The sequence below is a fragment of the Actinosynnema sp. NPDC049800 genome, from assembly GCF_040656635.1.
Lineage (GTDB): Bacteria > Actinomycetota > Actinomycetes > Mycobacteriales > Pseudonocardiaceae > Actinosynnema.
Map to the genome: position 1 here is coordinate 142112 of NZ_JBFAMT010000004.1, position 21463 is coordinate 163574.

Here is a 21463-nt window from a genome sequence, read left to right on the forward strand (position 1 = left end):
GCTCGCCAAGGCGATGGGCGTGAACCGCTCCACCGTCGCGCGCGTCCTGTCCGGCGACCTCCGACCCGGCGCCGCGTTCATCGCCGGAGCCCTGGCCGCACTGTCACCGATGCAATTCGACGACTTGTTCCACGTGATCACCAACGCGGGCGGCTCCGCATGACCAACTCTGGGCCCATCGCCGCGCAACCACGCCGAGCATCAACCGACCCGAACACCGACGCCCGCCGACGGTTCGGCCCCGACGACGTCCTGGCAAACCTGCACTCAACCATGAAGCGACCCGAGTCGGCGGTGACACTGCTGACCGAGACATGGCGCACCGTCGACGTCGACGTCGATCCGGCATGGCTCCGCAGGCTGTGCGACGTCGGAGCCGAACTGGCCACCACCCTGCCCGCATCCCTCCTGCTCGCCACGGCCTTCCGCCACGCCGCACGGACACTGCGCACCCACGGCCTCCTCGACCTCGCCGCAGTCCAGGGCACGCGCGAACTGGCCATCCACCGCCTCCACGACGACGACCCCGACGGCACCGCCGCCGCCCTGCACGACCTCGCCCGGACCTACCGCACCCAACACCGCCTGCACAAGGTCATCGACTGCGCCGACGAAACCCTGGAGACCTACCTACTACACCGCCACGACACCGGCACCGCCCGCACACTGCTCCACCTCGGCGCGCTCATGATCGACGCAGGCCGACACGACTCAGCCACCAAATACCTCACCCGCGCCGACAGGAAGTACCACCACGCACTCACCACCACCGAACGAGCCCACGGCCTGGCCGCACTGGGACAGGCACTGTGGCTCTCCGGTGAACACCCTCCGGCGCACCGCGCATTCAACCGGGCCCTCGCTCTGGCCATCGGTATCAATGGCCCGGCCGGGCAACAAATTCGGGCCCTCGCCGCGAGACCGGACGACATCACCAGAAGCCCGCTTCTACGGTTTCCATGACCTCGGCGACCGCGTGAAACGGGCGGTCGCGTGCCGCCGGTCCGCCGGCCCTTCCGCCAGAGAGCGTGCCGCCTCGGCGCCCCATCCCTCGACCGCGCCCGACGCCAGCTTGCGTGGCTCGCCGACCGCCCGGAGGACGTCTTCGTCCTCACCGAGACCAGAGCCACCCCGGGTACGAAGCACGAGGCCCGCAGCTTCACCGCAGCTGGCCGCGTTGCGACCCTGCCCCACCACGCCGACTGCGAACTCGGCGTCATGATCGTCAGCAAGGCGGCCACCCGCCCCGACCCGCTCACCGACGCAAGAAGCGCTGGATCGCCGACCGACCGAGAGCGAGAAACGCGGCCTCATCGAACGCCGCTGGCGCACCCACGGCACCGACAAGCTGCTCCCCGCCGAACTGCCCGACCTGCTGCGACAAGTCCTTGACGGCCGCCTCCTCATCACTCCGCTCGTCCTCACCGGCTGACGACCCACCGGGTGACCGACCTAAGACCGTCGAGGCGTGGGCTGGGGTTCGTCACCGAGCCGGAGCGATGTCAGAAACGCGACCGCGGCCCGGTGCGCCGGCCCGTCCGGTGGCACGGCCTCCAGCAGTGCGACGAGGGCGAGCAGGCGGTCCTTATCCACAGCTTCGAAGTACCGGATGAGGTAGGTGTTCCAGCGGCTGTCCATCCGCCGCAGCACACCACCCCCGTAGAGCGCGTCGACCAACACCGGCATCCCGTCGTGCTCCTCGACGCGCCAGCCCGGCAAAGGCGCCACCAGGCGCCGGAACCGGTCGACCATCCGCTCGTACTCACGCGGCTCCACCCGACCACCCCTCGATCACCGACCGCCCGCCCACACTTCACCGGCAGGCACACAGCGGTCGGGGAAGAACCGCTCCACGATCATCGCACAAGCGTTCGATTTCACGTCAAGACGGATCACCTCACCGGGACCACCGCTTCCACGGCCTAAGTGGTCAGCGGCCGGGGGGCGTGGCCGTCGCGCAGTCCGCGCCAGGTCGGGTGGCGGAGCCGGTGGTCGGTGGTCCAGTGGCGGAACTCGACTCGCCGACGAGCACCGGCCCGACCCACCGCGCGTCGCGGGCGAACTCGCGGGGGACCGGCGTGCCGAACGGGCTGGGTGATCGCCGGGCAGCTGCAGCGCGGTGAGCATCGCCCGCCGCTCGTGATGGGGCAGGTGCTGTGTCGATCTCCCATCGTGGACCAGCAGATCGACCACGTAGTAGGCGACCGGCGCGACCCGCAACGCACGGACACAGACGGCACTGCGAGTGCGTCGCTGAAGCAGCCCGAAGTCGGGACGCCGATCGTGCCCCAGGGCGAGGACGCACTTCACCGGGGGTATTTTGGTCCCGGCAGCCGACGCTGGCGATGACGTGGCTGACTGACCAGGGTCGGCGTGGCTGGTGACGGAATGTCGGGACTGGGGCGTACCGTGCTGCGGATCAGCGGTACCTCAGCACCACCAGGAGGCAACAGTGGCCGGTGATGGAATCGATCGTCGGGCGCTCGACCAGTTCGTCGACAATCTTCAGCGCGAGTTCGACAAGCGACCGATCCGGATCGCGGTCGAGGCCGACATGCCCGAGTTGCCGCAGGTCGGTGGGGCGACGGTGAACAACTACAACGGTCCGGTGTTCAACGGCGACGTCACCGGTGCCCAGATTGCCTGGAACAACGACACCGTCACCCAGAACCAGCAGCACACCAGCACCGTCGCTCCTGGCTACGAAGAGCTGGCCAAGTTCGTCACCGACCTGATGCGCCAACTGCCCCAGCTGGGCTTGGACGAACAGGACCTGGCGGATGCCGAGGCTGCGGGCAACGACCTGCTCACCGAGGTCACGCAGCCTGAACCGGAGAAGGGGCGCGTACGTCGCGCGATCATCGCCCTGCGTGGGGTGCTCGCGCCGGTGGCTACCGGCGCTGTAACCGGTCTCGCGGCTGGGGCTCAGGACTTCGCTCAGACCGCGATCACTGGACTGACCGGCATCGCCTGACCAGGCATGACGAAGGGTGCACGCCGTTCGGATGGTGCGTCCCTTCGCTGAAACAGGCCTGCAGCCACGTCGCAGATGCGAACCACTCCATCGTAGCTCGCCAAGGCCTGGCCAGCTCCGACTCGGCGCACCGTTAGCGCGTTCACTCGCCGTTGCCGGAGGGAAGGCGGCAGCCGCGTTCCAGTGGTCAGCGCTTGACAAGAGCTGCGCCGAGGAAGTAGGCGCTATAATGGTCGATCAAAACTACTGTAGGCGGACAAGTCATCCTGGCGCTGGAGGTTTCCATGAGTCCACGCCCTGGCGGCGAGTCCGATAAGTTGGGGAATTACTACGAAATTCTCTGGACCGCTCGCCAGATACTGACGGTCATCGCCGGAAAGGCGGACTCCATTACGGTCGAGCCGCTCGGAGAGCTCGGCGAAGGCGTGGAGTTCGTCGTACGACGAGGCAGTGATCTGGCACTTTATCAGCTCAAACGCCAGATTCGGAACGCAAATGAGTGGACGCTCGGCTCTCTCAGGGAGAAAGGTGTTCTGCGCCATGTCGCTCGTCACACCGCCATGGGACGCGACTTTCACTTCGCATCAATGGTTCCTTCTCAGGTTCTAAAGGAGCTCTCCGAGCGTGCTCGCGGTTCGACGGATGTGGCCTCATTCGCTGCTGATCTGACGTCGAACAGGAAGCTGTACAGCGAGTTCAATGGCCTGAGTGAGGACGCGGACTTCGGTTCCGAGTCGGCAGCATGGGAGGCCTTGCGCAGGGTATGGGTGCACTGGCCCGATGAGCAGGTGCTGCGAGAACTCAACGCGGCGCTAGCCGCAGCACTTCTAGAAGGACTACCGCCGGAAGCGGCGGTCCTTGCGTTGGGCGATATTGCCAACACGAATCTTGGCCGTGAGCTGGACGTGGCAGCACTCGACATTGAACTCGCAAAATTCGATCTTCACCGCATCAAGGCCGAGAAGCGCACGGCCGCGCGGGACAAGGTGACCGCGCTAGTCGCCACCTGGACGGTGGGTGTTGAGGCCGAGCTGCTTATCCCGGCGATCCCGAGGTCGGCCTCCGGATCGATCATCGAAGCACTCGGCAGTGACGGGCAGCGCCTTGTCTTCGTCGCCGGTCACGCGGGGAGTGGGAAGACTGCGGTGCTGTACCAAGTGGCCACGCAGCTCCAGCGCGAGGACTGGATTGTCGCCCCCATCCGGCTCGACCGACTGGAGCCGTTCGCTTCGACGGCACAACTGGGCGCTCGGGTCGACCTTGGCGCTTCACCAGTGGTGACCCTGGCGAGAGCGGCGGCCGGCCGTAAGTGCGTGCTGATCATCGACCAACTCGACGCCGTCAGCAGAGCCTCGGGCCGGGCCCCCGGTGCGATGGATGTGATCGCCGCACTCGTGCAGGAGGCCGAGGCGTTCCCGGAGATGCGCCTCGTTCTCGCCTGCCGCAAATTCGATATCGACAATGATGTCCGCATTCGTCATGTCTCCAGCGACACCCGCGCGCGGCAGGTCGAGGTTCCGCAACTCGCCGACGACGACGTAGCGTGGGCATTGGGGGCCATCGGCACCGCTGCCGACACCTTGGAACCTCGGCAGAGAGAACTGCTACGCACGCCGCTCAATCTGAAGCTGTTCTGTGATCTGACACGCTGTGCCGACGTACCGCTGTTCAACACGTCGAAGGACCTTCTCGATGCGTACTGGGAGCGGAAGCTTGAAGACTGTAAGACGCGATACGGCGCATCGTTTCCTTTCGTCGAGGTAATCGACGTGCTTGTCGAGAGTTTGAACGCTCGACAGCGCCTGTCTGCACCGGTTAACGTTCTCGATAACCAGGACTTGCTGCTAGCCTCCCAGCAGTTGACATCGGAGCATATTCTTGTACGCACCGGTGGCCAAATCGCGTTTTTTCATGAGTCGTTTTTCGACTACGCGTTCGCCCGGAGGTGGATGGCACGTAACGTCGATCTCGTTGATTTTCTGACTGCAGGCGATCAGGAGCTTTTTCGGCGTGCACAGGTCCGACAAGTACTTCTTCACCTTCGAGACTATGACCCACAACGCTTTGTCAGAGAAGTCGAGAGGCTGCTCGTCAGCGCGGATGTTCGATTCCACATCAAGGATGTGGCTGTAAGCCTGCTGCGGCTGATCGAGCAGCCGACTGCGGCTGAGGTCAGCATGGTCGCACGGCTAGTAGATCAGGAACCGACTTATCTCAAGCGGCTTGGTCAAGGTTTGCGGAACGCGGGTTGGTTCACGGCACTCGATACTGAAGGCGCGCTGGACGACTGGCTGGCGAGCGATGATGACCAAGTGCGGTCAACGGGTTTCTTCGTGCTGACCGCAGGAGTGTCCGCCAACCCCGAACGCGCTTCAGAAATATTGACACCATATCTCGACCGGGAGAGTCATCGCAATCAGATCACTTGGATTCTGCACTTTTCGGATGTTGGCAAGTCGCGGGCACTCTTCAAGTTCGTGCTCAAGATGGTTGAGCGGGGACACTACGACACCGGCGAACACGATCTGTGGATGCTCTCGGGCCGCCTGCCGGCGCAACGACCGTCATGGATGATCGAACTGCTTGACGTCTGGCTCACCCGATGCGTCGGGCGAATGGACAAGGCGGAAGAAGTTGTCGTCGCGGCGTTGAAGACACGTGATAGCCAAGCGGCCGAGGTAGCGATGGCCAGCGCACAAGCCGACCCCGTCCAGTTCTGCAAAGTGGTCGTTCCGCACCTGCTGGGAATCATGGCTCGCACGGCCTACCCGAGAGACCATCCGCCCTACGCGGATCGACACTTCGCCGGTTGGCGTCCAGGCGGCGAGGTCCACGAGGTGGACGACGGCCTCATCGAGGCGGCGGTGGTGGCGGTTCGACTGAGCGCGCGACAGGATGCGGCAGCGTTGCGTCCGGTCCTGGAACTGTTGGAAGCCGATGACCACGCCGCGGCGCAGATGTTGCTGTACCAAGCGTTTGCCGCCGCGCCGGAGCAGTTCGCCGATTGGGCCGGTGAAACGCTGCTGCAGGGCGATCACCGGTTGGAATGCGGGTACGATGGGGCCTCGATGTGGCTTACGCGTGAGCTGCTGCTCGCCGTGAGCCCGTTCATGGCCGAGACGTCGTTCACTGCCATCGAAGAGCGGTCCGAGACCTGCGCTTTCCGTGGGAAGGACGTCCTGGCCCTCCTGCCGGATTCTATGCCTTCACGCTCCTCAGCGGGCTGAACGCGGAGCGCTTGTCCGAGCAGGGTCGCCGACGGCTCGGAGAGCTACGCCGGCTGTTCGGCGCGCAGGAGCCCGCCGAACCGTTGCCGATGCACTTCAGCAGGGTCGTCTCGCCTATTCCACCGTCCGCTGTACGGCACATGTCCGACTCCAACTGGCTCCAGGCGATGGCGAAGTACAACGCCGACCGTGCGGACTACGCGACACACGTCGGCGGTGCCGTCGAACTCGCACACATGTTGCAGGCCGAAACAGCCAGCCATCCTGATCGTTTCGCCAAGCTGGCGCTACTCCTGACCTCAAGCCATGATCCCGCTTACGCTGAGAGCCTGCTGCTGGGTCTTGCAGACGCCGCCGAGCCGGTGGACACCTCGGTCGTTTGCGACGCGATCCGCCACATCGCTTCGCTCGCACAACCGTCGACGGAACGCTGGCTCGCCTACCCGCTTCGTCATCATCTCGACGGCGACATCCCGGACGACATCATTGAACTGGTACTCGACCGCGCCCTGCACGCCCCCGAACCGACAACCGACGTCTGGTCGAGATCGACCTCGTCCGATGACCGGCGAGGCGTGGGAGAGACCATCTACGGCAACGGCATCAACGTCGCCCGCGGCAAAGCGGTCGAGATGCTGGGTGACCTACTCGTGCACGATACGGACGGTCACCGCACGGCCCTCGCCGAACCTCACCTCCTACAGCTCGCCGCCGACCCTTCAGTCGCCGTTCGCTCGTGCACCGCCCATCTAATCGGCGCATCCCTTCGCCACGCACGTCCTCGCGCGATCGAAGCCTTCGCGGTACTCGTTGAGACCGATGACCGCCTACTCGCAACACACACCGTGGAGCGTCTCACCCTCTACATCACCAATGGCGACGGTTCGGGTCTGACCATGCCCGTGATCAGGCGAATGCTGGCATCCGCGCACGACGATGTCCGACAGGTGGGAGGCCGGTTCTCGACCTACCTCGCTCTCAGCAAAGATGAAGACGAGCTTCTCCAACAGCACAGGTCAGGACCCGATCCGGCCATCCGGCGCGGCATCGCGGAAGTCGCTGCCGAGTTGCTGACCCGAAACCTGAACGTCCCACTCGCCATGGACGTTCTCAGCCAGCTGTTCAACGACACCGACGCGACAGTGAGACAGGCAGCGGCTGCGGTTGCCGTAGCCCTCCGGGGCCAGCGTCTACGGCCCTTCAGGGCACTACTCACTGGACTGATCGACTCTGCCGCGCTCGTGGATGCTCAAGCCCAGCTGCTCATCACACTGGACCGCGCGCCGGACCGAGTGGACGACCTCGTCATGCACTGCGCTCAGCGATTCGTGGCACTCCACGGTGACGGACTCGCCAACTTCGCGACCGCTTCGGCCAGCGACACACAGCAACTCGCCACCCTGCTCGTCCGTGCCTACGCCCAAAGCGCCAATATCCAGATCCGCCAACAAGCGCTCGACCTCTTCGATCAACTTCTCGAGCTCGACGCATACGGCGTCCAGGAAACGATGGACAGTGTCGAACGCGACTGGTGAGCCGTCCCACTGGCCCCGGCCAACTGGACAGTGGTTGACCACCACGAGGATCCCTCGTCCGGCACTGTAGAACCGAGGTCAGTGGTGCTCCGCGTTTATCGCGGTCATGCCGCTGTCACCTGCTGCCAGGGGTTCGGGCCGGTGGTCGGCGTCGAGGAGTTCGGCGAGGTCGTCGAGAAGCCCGGTCACTGCGTCGGCGACCTGCAGGGAAACCACGTCGTTGCCCAGCGCACCCAGGGGCGCGGTGTGGGGCACGGCAACGTCGGTGACCTACACGGCGGGCGAGCCATAAGGTGATCGACGAAGGCGGGCGCGAGAACCGGGGCGGACGTGATTGCGGGCTGCTCGGGTGCAGCGGCCGAGTACCGCCTCCCAGCGGCGGATCACCACGTTGTAGACACCCAGTTCGCCGACTCTGACGCCGACGGCGATCCGGTGCCGGATGGCAAGCCGGGCTCAGAGTCAGGGCCGGGAACCGCTACGACATGAAGTTTGATCCTGATTTTATGTATGGCAGGGAAAGGCATCGCCGATTGGCCACTGTTCGCTGAGACCAATCGCGGTGTGGACCGGGGCCGCCAGCGGCCGGCGTTCGACCTGATCGCCTACGAGTTGCACCGATGCCCAAGTCGGGAGAACTGGGGCCTTGGTCGAGTTCGGATCGGGGCTATGCCGCAGGGCAGGACTGTTCCACGCCCAATTCCACGGTCCCGGGTTGTTGACGATGAGTACGCCGCTTACTCGCATGTGACCGTGGTCGCCGGGAGTTGTCCAGTAGCCGTCACGGAGCCGAACGAAGGGTGGCGTACCAGAGGGCTGGGTGTACTCGATTGCACTGCCGTACAGTTCGTTCCGTTCGCCGCGCTGCGCGAACGGAGGTAGTTCGCACGCCACCTCCTACTCGGAACCAGTGGTCGTCGGGTCTCCCAATATGCTCGTGCGCGGCGATCACGCCCTCCCGACTTCGAGCCGGAACGCCCACGCCACAGCCAGCAACCGAGGACAAGCCGTCTCCGACGCAGCGTGCTACTTGAAATCGCCTGCCCACCTTGTGGGGCGGCGTGGGAGTCCCGTTGGGGAGTGCGTGATGACCAAATCCAACAGAGCTCGTACCCGAGCAGTGCGACAGCACATGACTGAGTCCGGCACGAACTACGCGCGCGCCGCTCACGAGGTAGGCGATCCTCGCCAGCCTATGCCGAACCGTACCGACTCTGTCCGCGCCCATGTTCGAGCGTTGTTGTCGGGGCAAGCCGAAGACACGCGGCGACAGAGATCGCCGAATTCATCGGCTGGTCTGTGGAGAAGGTTCGCGACCACAGGTGAGCACCAACATGGCGAACGCGAAGCCCTAACCGCCTTGCTTCTCACCTTGAGGTAAGCGTCGTGGGGTGGGCGGCCGGGTGCGCGGTTTCCCCATCAGCACCGCTGCCAGGTCTATACCGCGATCCATCACGTCGAGACCGTACTGACGGCAGGACTGGCCAAACGGAAACGCGACTATGACCAACAGCATGACGAGCAGAACCAGTATGGCTGCGGGAACTACAGCCAGGAACGGCCGAGCGGCCGCGAAGGTGGCACCGCCGAGCATCACGCGTTCACCTCCTTGGCCGCACCCTCGAAGTTGGCCTTGGCCACTGCTGCGGCGATGTTTCGGGCGTCGGTGGAGTACGGGCCGAGCAGCCGGTAGGTCCACCGCTGCGTGTACCCGATGTCCGACTTGGGTTCCTCGACCCATGTCTGTTTGACGTGCAAGAGCCCCGCGTTGCGCAGCTCCCGAAGTCCACGGTCTGCGCTGTCAGCGGATATTCCGTACCAGGCGTGGGCGCGCTCCTGGGGCAGCGGAAAGTCATCCGGCCGCTCCAGAGCGATCAGCAGGACGACCTTGGCCGCAAGGCTCAGCGTCCGGTAGTGGCCCTGGTACCAGTAGGCGTGCGGCAACGCGAACCATCGTTCATCAGCATCGAACGGCCGCTGGTACGAGTGCCCCGAGCCGTCCTCACACAGCAACGTGAGCGAGGCACGGCGTTTGTCACGGGTCCGAGAGATCAGCTTGCGGTCTACGAGCCGCTTCATGATCTTCGAGACTGCGGGTCGAGCCTGGTCGATGGCTTCGACCGAGAGAGCCTTGCCGCGCGCCAGGCCGAGCGCACGAACCCAAAACCCTGAGGGGTAGTTGCAGTTCCACGGCCAGGCACTCGCAAGCGCGTGAATGAGCAGGTAGGCGTCAAGGCCTCGCTGATCACGGGAGGTCAGGAACTCGGCTAGCGGCCCAGGTGTCGTGTTCTTGCCGCGCCCCTGCTGCACGAACGTCTTACGGATGGGGACCTGAGCCCGATGGGTGCCACGCAGCGTCGCCTCGATCGACTGCTGCTGCCCGAGAGGTGCGGGCGGCCCGTCGACAGGCAGGGCCTGAAGGGCACGTGCCGTGGTCATGTCTCCAGCCTTACACAGAACGCATCGTGGCTTGGTTCCGCGAGTGTAGCTGACTTGCCGCTCAAGCGGGAGCTATGCAACTACGTTCTGCGACCATGAGGCCGCGACGCGACCCCCTGCAAGGGCCGCAGGCCCGTTCCAACCCCCCGTTTTGTCGGTGCCCCGCTGGTCCACGGCGCGGATTTCGGTCGTCGCAGGCAGTTGTCACCTTCTGGTCGATCACGCTCTTTCCAAGGGATGGCCGTGAACGAACCCGTCTTGCTGGCCACCGCAGACGACGTCCAGGCACGGACTGAGCAGGAGTTCACGCCGGCCGAGCGCACCAGCGTCACGGTCCTGTGCGCGGACGCCTCGGCGATGGCGCGCAGCCTCGTCCCGTCGATGCCGTTCCGGCTCCGCCCACGGCGGTCGGAGTGGTGAGCGCCGTCGTGCTGCGCGCTGGCCACCCGCCGGAGGGGCTGGAAGACGAGGCGATCGGCGCCACCCTGCGCGTCACCTTCCGCAACCACTCCGCCAGCACCTGCTACATCGTCACCACCAGCGGTACGCCGTCGCTGTCGATCTGATCCCAGCGCCTCGCCTCGGAGACAGGCCGCAAGGCCAACCACCGCCAACGGGCGGTTCATACCGGGACACAGCGTGTAACCGCATCGTTCCGACCTGAGCCCCCGACCAACCACGCCTCGTCGGGATGGGGTGAAACCCCGTTAGACCTTGTCCTGTGAGAAGGCGACGCGGAGTTCGAAAGCACCCTGATAGCGGTGCGGCACGACTGGGCGTCCCCGGACGTCTACAGGGGGCAGCGCTGGACTCACGTCCCAGCGAGGATCACAACTTCGACGTCGAAAGACCGCGGTCGTAGTCCAGGCGCAGCGCTGGGACTCGCGTCCAACGCCCCACGTGGGGACGGGTCGGAGCCCGCCCCCAACGGGTGCTACTCGGGCGTGGACAGCCCGAAACTTGACTCCACCACCAGGCTGCCAGTGTGAAACCGCTGGTCAGCCCTGTTCCCATCCTTTGGTACTCCCGCCCGACGTCCGGCCCTCCGCAGATCGATCTCGCGCAGGTTGGTGCCCTCCCCGACGTCCGGCCAGGGCGGCGGCACGTACCGAGATCACCAACCGACAGGAGGCAATGCCGCCGCCACTGGCCTCCGAACAATGCCTCGACCTCCGTGGGACGGCGCGGCAGCTGCATCTGATGAGCTGGGCTCTTCGCCCCGTCGGACCCGAGGAACCAAGCCGAGACAGGCCACGAGGCACCGATCGTGCGCACCGCGGTCATGCCACCGCCAGCGAGTTCCAGCCCGTTGACTCCTACAAGGGTGAAACACTCTGGTCGTGCATTAGGCCCGCTCTCACTTCACGAGCACCCGAGGGTTCGAACGCTCGCTCCCGCGGCAGAAGCGGATGTTCGCTTGTTCGGTGGTTGATCGATGTGTGCTCGGGTGGCACACGATGTTCATGTGTTGAAGGGCAAGGTGGGGCGTGGTCGCCAGGGCTGTGGTGACGGGCGTGCTGGTGCGCTTGGGCGCGGGGGGCGGGCGGCTTGGTCGCCGGGGTTGTCAGGCGCGGTCCCTGCGGGGTAGGTGGTGGTGGCCAGGCGTCAGGGCCGAGAACCAGCGCCGCGACGTCGACGCCGAACGCGCCGTCGCGGCGATCAAGCAGCCAGCGCAACGATCTCCGATTGCCTCGTCAACCGCGAGCCTGCAGGCCACGAACCTGGGCGGGGACGTCTTGGACGCCTGTCCGCACCATCCTCACGTGCATTGCTGCTATAACGCCGTGTAACACGCGAGTGCCTCGCCACGGTTAACGGCGGGACGGTCGGATCATGTGATCGGCGGGCGACGCGGCGGGGAGGTTCGGGATGGGTGAGCAGATCGACTTGTTCGAGGCGTCGGCGGTCGGCTACCTCTATCAGCTCCGCAAGGCGCTCTACCTCTGCGTCCAACAGACAGGAGCCGGTCCCGACTGGTCCGTGGCCACCTAAGCGGGCGACGACATCGAGGTCCACGAGGACGCGGGACCGGGCCTCTACCGGCTCAAGCACCGCGCCCCGGGAACCGAGATGACTGACAAGGCCACTGACCTGTGGAAGAGCCTGCGGATCTGGGCCACCGGTTGGGCCGAGTCTGCAGCCGGCCAGGATCGCCCAACCTTTTTCCTGCTCACGACCGCAGAGGCCGCCGCAGAGGGCGCCGCCTACCATCTCCGGCCTCCGGGCCTGACGCGCGGCGTTGCGCGCGCGTTGAGCTACGCGTCAGACGACCACATTCAGCACCTTGGGAGAGGTGGTATGGACGGCATTGTGTAGCAGCCTGCAACGGACAGTTGCGGTCAACGTTCGTTTGTGTAACGATTCGCAGCTTTGCTCAAGACGAACGGGGAGTACTGCTTGTGAACAGCGAGAGAGAGCTGCTGGCCCGGGTCCGGGAGGACCTCCGGGCGGCTGGCTACCCGCTCGTCCTCGCCGACATGCGCTTGCCCACCACCCGCAAGGAGCATCGCCTCGACGTCGTCGCGTTCGCCGCAGACAGCACCGGCGCTCTGCAGCCCGCTGTCGTCGTCGAGGTCAAGCAGCGAAGGGTTCACGACCCGCAACTCGTCCTCGACCAGCTCGCCTTGGCCCGCGACATCCTCGGAACCCGATTGCACTACCTCGTCACCCCCGACGGCTGGCTCGAGGCTGATGGCGGCCTGCGCCGCCTGCAGCAGGTCGACGGCCCTGCCGAGGCGGACCGGCCCGGCGGCGAACTGCGTGACATCTCCACCGTCGAGCTTCTGCTGCAGCAGTACCTGTGGGCCGAGAGCAACCGGCACCGCAACGAGGCCGGACCCGATGCCGCCCTGGGCGCGGTTCGTGATTTGCTGATTCGCTTCGCCAGCCCGGCCACTGTGCCTGCTGACCAGACCGTGCCGATGGACCCGGCAACGCGGTGGCTCGCCGTGCGCGACGTCGTCCGCAAGTACCTGGCTCGCGACAGGCATCTCGAGCCGCTGCTCAGCCAGCCAGCGCTCGCTCGGCCAGTGGCTCAGCTCCTCGGCGACGTCGTCCCTCCGCGCGTCGAGGATCCGTTCGCTGGCCTCGGCGCCTTCCTGTGGGCGGTCGCGGACCGAGCAGTGGAAGCTGGCACCGTGGTGCAGCTGTCCGGCACGGACATCAACTCCAACGTGGTTGAGCTCGCTTCGGCGGTGGGTGCGCTCTGCCCAGTGCCGCTGAAGTTCCGCGTCGGCGACAGCTTCCGCCTACAGGATGGCGATCCGGTCGACGCGGTCCTCACGCAGCCGCCGCTGGGCCTGCGACTCCCCGACCCGTTCCGTCTGTCCAGCGGTGCGACGACGAAGGACGGTGAGCTGGCCGCGATCGACGTCGCCCTGAGCCGCCTCACGCCAGGCGGCCGCGCTGTCCTGCACATCAGCCGTGGGTGGACGTTCCGCAGCGGAGACGCGGCGCGGTACCGCGCGTACTTGGCGGCGGAGTGGCGCGTCGCTGCGCTCATCGGGCTGCCAGCCGGGGCGTACGCCGGCACGAGCATCCCGTCGGCGATCCTGGTCGTTGACCGTGCTCAGCCCGGCGAGACGTTCGTCGCGAACCTCGAGGCGAACTGGGCGGAGGAGCTCGCCCCCGGCGGCTCGGTGCTCACCGAGTGCCTGAAGCATCTCGACGCACCGCACATGCTTGGCAGCGCTGGCGGCCGAGGTGAGTAGTCCCGTCACTGCTGTTCTCGATCTGCGGGAGCGAGCAACCTGGGACGTCACCGCGTTGCTCGCGCCGACGCCCGACGAGCTGTGGGGTCAGCAACCGCTCGTTCCGCTCGGTGCGCTCGTGCAGGTGCGCACGCCGCACAACGAGACGAAGGAGGACGAACCTGTTGTCGGTCCGGGGAGCGTTGACACCGTCACTGGTGACGTCCGCACCCGCCGTGGCCGTGGCGCCCATCGACTTGTCCTGCGCGTCGGGAATACGGACGCCGCCGCCCACCTCGGTGACGTCCTGGTGCCGCAGCTCGGCGACGGCCCCTGCGTGCTCATCGGCGAGCAGCACCGCGCCCTGACCTTCGTCAACTTCGTCGCGCTGCGCCCCGAGCAGCCGGCCACCGGCCTCTGGCTGTGGGCCGCGCTGAGCTCTGCTCGTGGACGCGCGCTGCGCCGAACCCTGACGGTCGGCACTACCGGGCGACTCCCGCTGACCGCGCTGCTCAACACGCCCGTTCCGGTACCGCTCCCGCCCACCGACCCGTGCTACGCCCAGCTCTCAGCGCTGCACGCGCGGACCAGCGTCGCCGTGAGCTCCGAAGGGCGCAGCTGGTGGCGCGTCACCACGCTGCCAGTTGACGGCCAGTGGCACCGCTACCTCGTCACACCCACACCCGAGGTCTTCAACGACGGCGTTCCACTGAGGGAACTCGCCACTATCATCGCTGGCCGCAACCCGCCTGGCGTCTTCGAGCAGCCGCGGCCAGGCGCCCTGCCCGTCCTCAACGGTCGGTCGGTCGATGGGAACAAGGTGCAGCGCTGGGCCGAGCCGGGGACCGGTGTAGTCGCGGAGCCCGGTGACGTCGCCGTTGTCGAGGTCGGGGTGCGCGGACGGGCAGCCCTGGTCACGCAATCAGCCATCGCCGGGACGGGCGTGCTGCTGGTCAAGCCGCACGACCGCAGCCATGGCGAAGCGCTGGCCGCCTATCTGCGCAGCGAGCCCGCTCAAACGCTCCGCGGCACCCTCATCACCGGCGGCGTCATTCCCAGGCTGAGCCGTAGCACCCTGGCGCAGCTGCCCGTGCCGCACGACGCGCTGTCCGCCTCCGGGGATGCCCATGCGCAGCAGCCGTCTCCCCACGCCCCACTGAGCGAGCAGTTGGAGCAGCTGCTGTGGAACTGACCGCACGGCTGGCGCCCGTGGTGTTTGCTGAGCTGTACCAGGAGCTCCAGAGCAGCTGCGCCACACAGATGGCTGACCGGCTAGCCGACATCGACCGCGATCTCGACTGGCTCAGCTTGACCATCCAGCGGTACGAGGCGCTCTGGGCGTACCGGCTCACCCTGCCGGACCCGCAGGAGCGGTACCAGCCGCTCGACGCCGACCACGCAGCCCTTGCCGCCTGGATCGCTGCCGGACTGCGCGGCTACGGCCCGAGCAACGAGATCAACCAGGCCGTGCAACAGGCCGTGCGCGACCGGACCGCCAGCGACCCGCCGGAGCTCGTCCGGGACCACAGCCGAGTCGCGCTCGTCGCCTGGAGCCTCGGGCAGGTGGTTGGCGACTACGACCGCTCGCTGCCCGTTGTGTTCTGCGAACCGCTCGCTGACCGCAGTGTGCAACTGGCCTACGAGGGACTCGTGCAGCACGTAGTCGGGCTGCCGGAGGTGGACGAGTGGCCCGAGATGCTTGGCAGCGCCGTGCTGTGGCGGGCGTGCGGGCTCGCCGACGGCCTACGCCCACAAAAGGGCGGCAGATCCAACCTGGAAGCGAGCGTGAACGAGCTCATCGCCGGTATGCGCCGCTACGTCAGCTCCACCGTGCTCCTCCAGTGGGCGAAGGAGTGGCCCGAGTACACGAAGGTCCGCAACGGTTTCACCCACGTCGCCGGGGAGAACGGCGCGTACTCCTTCGCTGACGTCGCCTCACGCATGCGCAACCGCAGCGAGGTGGCGCCCGCCCTGACCAGCGCCACCACGTTCGTCGGTCACAGCCTTGCCGAAGAGCTTCTCGACAGCCCGCTGGCGCGGTGGCGAGCCGTCGTAGACAACCTCGAGTGGGAACTTCAGGCCTACGAAGACTTCGCGCCCGGCGGGTCCGACTCATGGACGTCCCCGCATTCCGGCTGACTTACAGAACTGGGGTCCGGCCCTCCGCACAACGACCTCGCGCAGGTTGGTGCCCTCCCCGAGGTTTGGGCAGGGCGGCGGCACGTACCGAGATCACCAACCGACAGGAGGCAATGCCGCCGCCACTGGCCTCCGGTAAGCCCAACCTCCGTTGGATGGCACGGCAACCACATCTCACGAGCTGCGCTCTTCGCCCGATCGGGTCCGAGGAACCGGCACGGGTTTCAAGCCACGATGTGGCCGATCGTGCGCACCACGGTCATGCCACTGCCAGCGAGCTCCAGCCCGCTGATCTCCTGCAGGGGTGAAGACGCCCTGGTCGCACATAGGCCCGCTCTCACTGCACGAGCACCCGATGGTTCGACCGCTCGCTCCGGGCATCAGCGGACGTGTGGTCGCTCTAGGCCATGTCAACTGTCGACCCCGGGGACGTCGCCGCTTGGCTGGCTCCGTTAGCCTCGATGTGTGGAGCGTGAGACGGTCACCACCGATCTACGGCCGGAGTTGGTGGGGAACATCACCGGTGAGTTCTTCGTGCCGAGTTATCAGCGCGGCTACCGCTGGGGATCCGATGAAGTCACGCGGCTCCTCGATGATATTCACGAGAGCGCGGGAAACAAGTATTTTCTGCAACCGGTCGTGGTGAAGCGTCGGGACGATGAGAAGTGGGAACTGATCGACGGTCAACAACGCCTGACGACCTTGTTCCTGATCCTCCGCTACATCCGACGCCACCTCCCGACGGCGAGTCTGAAGTATTCGCTGGAGTACGAGACGCGCGCTGCCAGTGCGGAGTACCTGCAGAATCCGACATCGGAGGATAGCCAGAGCAACATCGACTTCTTCCACATCTTCGGCGCCTTCGAGTGCATCCGAAAATGGTTCGAGGAGCAAGACAACCCCACGCTCGCAGCAATCAACTTTTACAAGTACCTCTCGGAGTCGGTCTACGTCATCTGGTACGAAGCCCCTCCGGAGGTCGAGTCGACCACGTTGTTCACCCGGCTCAACATCGGGCGGATACCCCTCACCGACGCCGAACTCGTCAAGGCTCTCATCCTGACCCGCAGCCGCCAGGTCAAACGCGACCGCGAGATCGCCGCGCAGTGGGACAGCATCGAACGTGACCTGCGCATCCCGGAGGTGTGGGCCTTCGTCACCGGCAAGTCCGCCCCAGAGGCAACACACATCACCCTCCTGCTCGACACGCTCGCAGGCAGGCCGCAAACGTACCCGCGTCCGTTGTTCCACACCTTCGAGACGCTCCGGCCGCAGATCGAGAAGTCATCTGAGGATCTTTGGAACCAGGTGATCGATCTTCACTCGCTTGTCATGGGGTGGTACGACAACCGCGATCTATTCCACAAGATCGGCTATCTCATCGCCAGGGGTCAGCACTTCGACGACCTGGTGGCGCTGTCGAACGACTGCACGAAGCACGAGTTTGATGCACGCCTGGACGCGCGGATCCGCGACGACCTAAGCCTGTCTCCGTCCGACGTTGCTGAGCTTCGCTATGGAAACTGGAGGGCCGAGGCTGTCCTGTTGTTGATGAACGTCGAAACCGTGCGGTGCATGAAGCTGTCCTCCGAGCGATTCTCCTTCAAGGAGCATGCGACCCGGAAGTGGAGTATCGAACACATTCATGCTCAGAACGCCGAGCCGCTGAATCGCGCGGCCCAGTGGGAGGAGTGGCTCCGCCTGCACCGTAACGCCCTGGCTGGCCTTCCCACGATCGACGACTCCCAGCGCGCCGACCTCACGAGGCGCATCAACGGCGCCCTCGACGACATCTCAGCCGAGACCTTCCAGCCACTCGAGCAAGAACTCAGCAGCGTGTTCAGTCGGGCCGGGGAGGGTGAGGACATCGACGCAATCTCAAACCTTGCCTTGCTGTCGAGTGAAGACAACAGCGCGCTGAGCAACTCGGCCTTCGAGGTGAAGCGCCGGAGCATTCTCGAACGGGACCGCGAGGGCTCCTACATCCCGGTCTGTACCCGCAATGTCTTCCTCAAGTACTACACCGACGCGGAAGGGCAGCAGGTCCACTTCTGGGGCGAGCGCGATCGCGCCGGATATCTCGCGGCCATGCAGAGCTACATCGCTCCATACCTGCTCGAGGAGGATGCTCCCTGATGGCCAACTACCTGACGTCCTACACCGGGCTCTTCTCATCGGACGCCACCGCCGACGCCCCCGCGGTGAGGAGCATCGAGATCCCGCTCATCCAGCGCGACTACGCGCAAGGGCGCACGGACGGCCGCGTGCAGGAGATCCGGGCGCGGTTTCTCGACGTACTCTACGACGCACTCGCCGGCGACGAGAAGGTGGGACTGGACTTCATCTACGGGGATGTCGAGGACGGCACGCTACGCCCATTGGACGGACAGCAGCGCCTGACCACCCTCTTCCTGCTGCATTGGTATCTGGGCTACCGGGCAGGGCAGATCGCCGAGCAACAACCCTGGATGAGCTTCTCGTACGCCACTAGGCCCAGCGCTCGCCTGTTCTGCCAGCGGCTGGTCAAGGCGGTGGCACCGCCGAACGTGGCAGATCCTACGGCGTGGATCGTCGATCAGCCATGGTATCTGTACGTCTGGAAGCACGATCCGACCATTCAGGCGATGCTGGTGATGATCCGCGCCATCCACGAGCGTTTCGGCGACTGCGATGCGCGCCTCGCGTGGGAGCGGCTGGTTTCCGCTGATGACCCGGCCATCTCCTTCCAGCTCCTGCCGATCGACGAGATGGGCTCCGGCGAAGAGCTTTACATCAAGATGAACTCGCGGGGCAAGCCGTTGACGGCGTTCGAGAACTTCAAGGCCCGGTTCGAGCACTCGATCTCGTGGGCCGGGGAGAAGGCCATCGCCTTCGATCAGCGGGTCGACGGGGTGTGGTCCGACATCTTGTGGCGCTATCGCGGTAATGACGACATCGTGGATGACGAGTTCATGCGTTACATCGCATTCATCACCGACGTGTGCGAGTGGCGCTTGGGGCGAGTTCCGAACGGCAGTTCTTTCGAGAACCGCGCGTTGCGGCTGTTCGGAACCGAAGGAGTGGAAGCGGATGAGTGCCTGACCTTTCTCTTCCACGCGTTCGACACCTGGGTTGAGGTCGATATCGCGGAGGAGTTCCGACGGATCTTCACTTTCAGGCCGGTTAGCGCCGATGATGAGGGGCGACTGCTGCTGCTCTTCGGTACCGACGCGAACGTGAACCTTTTCGATGCTTGCTGCCGCCACTACGACAGCAGATACAAGGGACGATTCAACTACGGTCGTACGCTGCTACTCCTGGCCGTCATCCTGAATCGTGCTGATCCCTCCGACGAATTCCCGCGCCGCCTGCGGGTGCTGCGCAACCTGATCGAAGCATCCGAGAGCGAGTTTCGTCCGCATCGGCTACCCGCGTTGGTTGCCGACGTGGAGCGCATTATCGTTCACGGCTCACTCGAGGAGATCAAGGGTTTCAACAAGGCTCAGGCCGAGGACGAACTCGCCAAGTGGGCTTTCCTCGACGAGCATCCCCACCTTGCCCCGGCACTTTTCCGACTCGAAGATCACCAGCTCCTTCACGGGTCGCTGCAAGCATTCGAACTTGACGCGGATACGTTCGGACACCGCGTGACCGCCTTCGAATCGCTGATGGCCGCGCCTGTCAAGTGGCGCGCTCTCACCGGAGCGCTCCTCGCGGCGGGCGAGTACGCGCGCCGTCGCAACGCTCGGGATCTGCAGTTCGGTTCGCCGTCGAACGGTGAACCGTGGCGCAACTTGCTCACCGGTACTGCTCGTGCGAACTTGGTGAACACTGCCACGGCAATGGGCGCGGTCCTCGATGCCGTCGCGGCGGGGACGGCATCGGACACCTCGCTCCGTGAAGTCCGAGACGCGTTCCTGCGCGAACGAGAGCAAGAGGGATACTTCGATTGGCGTTACTACTTCGTGCGCTACGAAGCGATGCGCGAGGGCGCTTCCGGAATTTACGCCAGTGTCGGTGGCGCGATGGGTTATCGCGTCTGCATGCTCAACAAGACCCAGATGAACGGTAAATACCGTGATCCCTATCTCACCGCCCTGGTCCGAGAGGCCGGAGCGAGCGGGGACGTCATCGACGGGGAGGAAGGTCCGTTTTTCATCGGCGGCTACGTTGAGGAAACGCGATCGATGTTCCTGCGCAAAAGTGGCACTGGCCTGCGCTGCGCAGTGGATGGTTTCGTTCTGAAGCCTCCGTCGCACAGCGAGTTTCTCGAACGCTTCCGTGAGATCCGCGCCAACTTTGGCCTGGACGAGCAACTCAAGCTGGTCATACTGCAAGAGTGGCGTGACAACCGACACGTAGACACCGAAGACCGCATCCAGGCCGGTGCAAGGTTACTGCGAGACCTTGTCGCCGCGGGTCTCTAAGGGATTGTCAATCGACTTAACTGCGTCAGCTGACTTGCGTGGTGTGAGAGCAGATATCTGCTGCCCCAACATCCGCTCATCGGCTTCTTGTTGACTGAGGTTTACGACCGGTGCCCGGCCAGGCTCGGTCAAGGTGACCGTCGGGATGCTCTCACGTCAGCTGCCCACCCAGGTCCGGGTGTGGCTCACTTCTTGCGTGCGTCCCGTCGGTCGCCGCGACGGGGTGTGGCGCAAGAGGGGTCTGCCCAACTCGAAGAAGAGTTGCCCTCCCCGTCCTCGAACCGTTGCGACGAAGGAAAGCTTATGGCGTCGGTGGCCATCGAAGTCGACCCGCACAAACGCTGGCCACGATCGCGGTCCTCGACCAGCGTGAACGCCTGCTCGATCAGGGCCGCTTCGGCACAGACAACACCGGCTACCAAGCCACGCTCTCCCAAGGGCGGGCCTGGCCGAAACGGGTCTGGGCGATCGAGGGCTGCAACGGGATCGACAAGCACCTGTCCCAACGCCTGGTCGCCGACGGCGAGACCGTAGTGAACGTCCTGGCGAAGCTCTCGGCCAGGACGCGGGTGTTCTCTACCGGTCATGGCCGCAAGACCGATGACACCGACGCCCGCTCGGTCGCGCTGCGCACCGAGGAGCTCAACCGAGTGGTGGAAGACAACCACATGGTCGCCCTGCACCTGTTGGTGGACCGCCGCGATGAATTCGGCCGTGGCCGCACCGATGCGGTCAACCGCCTCCACAAACTCTTGGCCAAGCTGATCCCAGACACTGCGCGGCCTCTACGGCATCGGCCCCTCCAGCGCCGCCTGCCTCCTCGACGACGTCGGTGACATCCGCAACGACACTCCAGGCCGCGCCTACTACCGGCGCAAACCCGCCGCAGTCAAGTCGCCGATGGAGGCCATCCGATGCCTCAAACGCCGCCTCTCCGACATCGTCTACAGACAACTCGCCAATGACGCCAAGGCAGCCCCACACCAGCCCTCTTGACATAGAGGGGAGCCAGAAGCGGACGTTTACAGCACGCGGAGCGAAGGCCTGTCCGTAA

The 21463-nt window shown here is 65.3% G+C and carries 17 protein-coding genes; 14 read left to right on the forward strand and 3 right to left on the reverse strand.

Annotated features, from left to right (window positions below; genetic code table 11):
- Positions 1-19: 19 nt before the first annotated feature.
- Complete coding sequence (locus AB0I91_RS07690; protein ID WP_499635870.1) at positions 20-163, forward strand: hypothetical protein; 144 nt, start codon at positions 20-22, stop codon at positions 161-163.
- Complete coding sequence (locus AB0I91_RS07695) at positions 160-963, forward strand: tetratricopeptide repeat protein (protein ID WP_499635873.1); 804 nt, start codon at positions 160-162, stop codon at positions 961-963. Before AB0I91_RS07690 ends, AB0I91_RS07695 begins: the two co-directional genes overlap by 4 nt.
- Positions 964-1452: 489 nt before the next feature.
- On the opposite strand, the gene AB0I91_RS07700 is transcribed toward AB0I91_RS07695, so the two are convergent.
- Positions 1453-1776: a hypothetical protein gene (locus AB0I91_RS07700; RefSeq protein WP_499635876.1), complete on the reverse strand. Its 324-nt coding sequence runs from the start codon at positions 1774-1776 to the stop codon at positions 1453-1455.
- 676 nt (positions 1777-2452) lie between these two features.
- Here AB0I91_RS07700 and AB0I91_RS07705 point away from each other — a divergent pair.
- The 3 genes from AB0I91_RS07705 to AB0I91_RS07715 all read left to right on the forward strand — a co-directional run bounded on the left by AB0I91_RS07705 (position 2453) and on the right by AB0I91_RS07715 (position 7736).
- Positions 2453-2974, forward strand: coding sequence for a hypothetical protein (locus AB0I91_RS07705; RefSeq protein WP_499635879.1), 522 nt, complete (start codon positions 2453-2455; stop codon positions 2972-2974).
- A 317-nt stretch (positions 2975-3291) separates the two neighbouring features.
- Positions 3292-6201 (forward strand): AAA family ATPase, encoded by a 2910-nt coding sequence (locus AB0I91_RS07710; protein ID WP_499635881.1) that lies wholly within the window; start codon positions 3292-3294, stop codon positions 6199-6201.
- Positions 6202-6341: 140 nt separating this feature from the next.
- A complete protein-coding gene (locus tag AB0I91_RS07715) occupies positions 6342-7736 on the forward strand; it encodes a hypothetical protein (RefSeq protein WP_499635884.1) in 1395 nt (464 codons plus the stop codon).
- A 78-nt stretch (positions 7737-7814) separates the two neighbouring features.
- Here AB0I91_RS07715 and AB0I91_RS07720 read toward each other — a convergent pair whose 3' ends face one another.
- Positions 7815-7991, reverse strand: coding sequence for a hypothetical protein (locus AB0I91_RS07720; RefSeq protein WP_499635887.1), 177 nt, complete (start codon positions 7989-7991; stop codon positions 7815-7817).
- Between the two features lie 1338 nt (positions 7992-9329).
- Complete coding sequence (locus tag AB0I91_RS07725) at positions 9330-10175, reverse strand: MarR family transcriptional regulator (protein ID WP_499635890.1); 846 nt, start codon at positions 10173-10175, stop codon at positions 9330-9332.
- A gap of 243 nt (positions 10176-10418) precedes the next feature.
- On the opposite strand from AB0I91_RS07725, the gene AB0I91_RS07730 reads away from it, so the two are divergent.
- The 9 genes from AB0I91_RS07730 (at position 10419) to AB0I91_RS07770 (ending at position 21245) form a co-directional block, all read left to right on the forward strand.
- Positions 10419-10595 (forward strand): hypothetical protein, encoded by a 177-nt coding sequence (locus tag AB0I91_RS07730; protein WP_499635893.1) that lies wholly within the window; start codon positions 10419-10421, stop codon positions 10593-10595.
- Positions 10592-10741: a hypothetical protein gene (locus AB0I91_RS07735; RefSeq protein ID WP_499635896.1), complete on the forward strand. Its 150-nt coding sequence runs from the start codon at positions 10592-10594 to the stop codon at positions 10739-10741. Before AB0I91_RS07730 ends, AB0I91_RS07735 begins: the two co-directional genes overlap by 4 nt.
- Positions 10742-12044: 1303 nt before the next feature.
- Entirely contained in the window at positions 12045-12167 is a 123-nt protein-coding gene (locus AB0I91_RS07740) for a hypothetical protein (protein WP_499635897.1), read from the forward strand.
- A 407-nt stretch (positions 12168-12574) separates the two neighbouring features.
- The gene (locus AB0I91_RS07745; protein WP_499635898.1) at positions 12575-13885 is read left to right on the forward strand and encodes an N-6 DNA methylase; all 1311 of its coding nucleotides are present in this window, start codon (positions 12575-12577) and stop codon (positions 13883-13885) included.
- A complete protein-coding gene (locus tag AB0I91_RS07750; RefSeq protein ID WP_499635900.1) occupies positions 13857-15056 on the forward strand; it encodes a restriction endonuclease subunit S in 1200 nt (399 codons plus the stop codon). The genes AB0I91_RS07745 and AB0I91_RS07750 overlap by 29 nt, the downstream gene beginning before the upstream one ends.
- The gene (locus tag AB0I91_RS07755; RefSeq protein ID WP_499635903.1) at positions 15047-16003 is read left to right on the forward strand and encodes a hypothetical protein; all 957 of its coding nucleotides are present in this window, start codon (positions 15047-15049) and stop codon (positions 16001-16003) included. The genes AB0I91_RS07750 and AB0I91_RS07755 overlap by 10 nt, the downstream gene beginning before the upstream one ends.
- A gap of 465 nt (positions 16004-16468) precedes the next feature.
- Positions 16469-18139, forward strand: a complete 1671-nt coding sequence (locus AB0I91_RS07760; RefSeq protein ID WP_499635906.1) for a DUF262 domain-containing protein — start codon at positions 16469-16471, stop codon at positions 18137-18139.
- Entirely contained in the window at positions 18139-20409 is a 2271-nt protein-coding gene (locus tag AB0I91_RS07765) for a DUF262 domain-containing protein (RefSeq protein WP_499635909.1), read from the forward strand. The genes AB0I91_RS07760 and AB0I91_RS07765 overlap by 1 nt, the downstream gene beginning before the upstream one ends.
- Before the next feature lie 284 nt (positions 20410-20693).
- Positions 20694-21245, forward strand: a complete 552-nt coding sequence (locus AB0I91_RS07770) for an IS110 family transposase (protein WP_499635912.1) — start codon at positions 20694-20696, stop codon at positions 21243-21245.
- Positions 21246-21463 lie beyond the last annotated feature (218 nt).

Bases quoted from the DNA above. Each gene is read 5' to 3' on its own strand.
- AB0I91_RS07695 (WP_499635873.1), top strand. From the start codon at position 160: ATGACCAACTCTGGGCCCATCGCCGCGCAACCACGCCGAGCATCAACC.
- AB0I91_RS07715 (WP_499635884.1), top strand. From the start codon at position 6,342: ATGTCCGACTCCAACTGGCTCCAGGCGATGGCGAAGTACAACGCCGAC.
- AB0I91_RS07725 (WP_499635890.1), bottom strand. From the start codon at position 10,175: ATGACCACGGCACGTGCCCTTCAGGCCCTGCCTGTCGACGGGCCGCCC.
- AB0I91_RS07740 (WP_499635897.1), top strand. From the start codon at position 12,045: ATGGGTGAGCAGATCGACTTGTTCGAGGCGTCGGCGGTCGGCTACCTC.
- AB0I91_RS07765 (WP_499635909.1), top strand. From the start codon at position 18,139: ATGGCCAACTACCTGACGTCCTACACCGGGCTCTTCTCATCGGACGCC.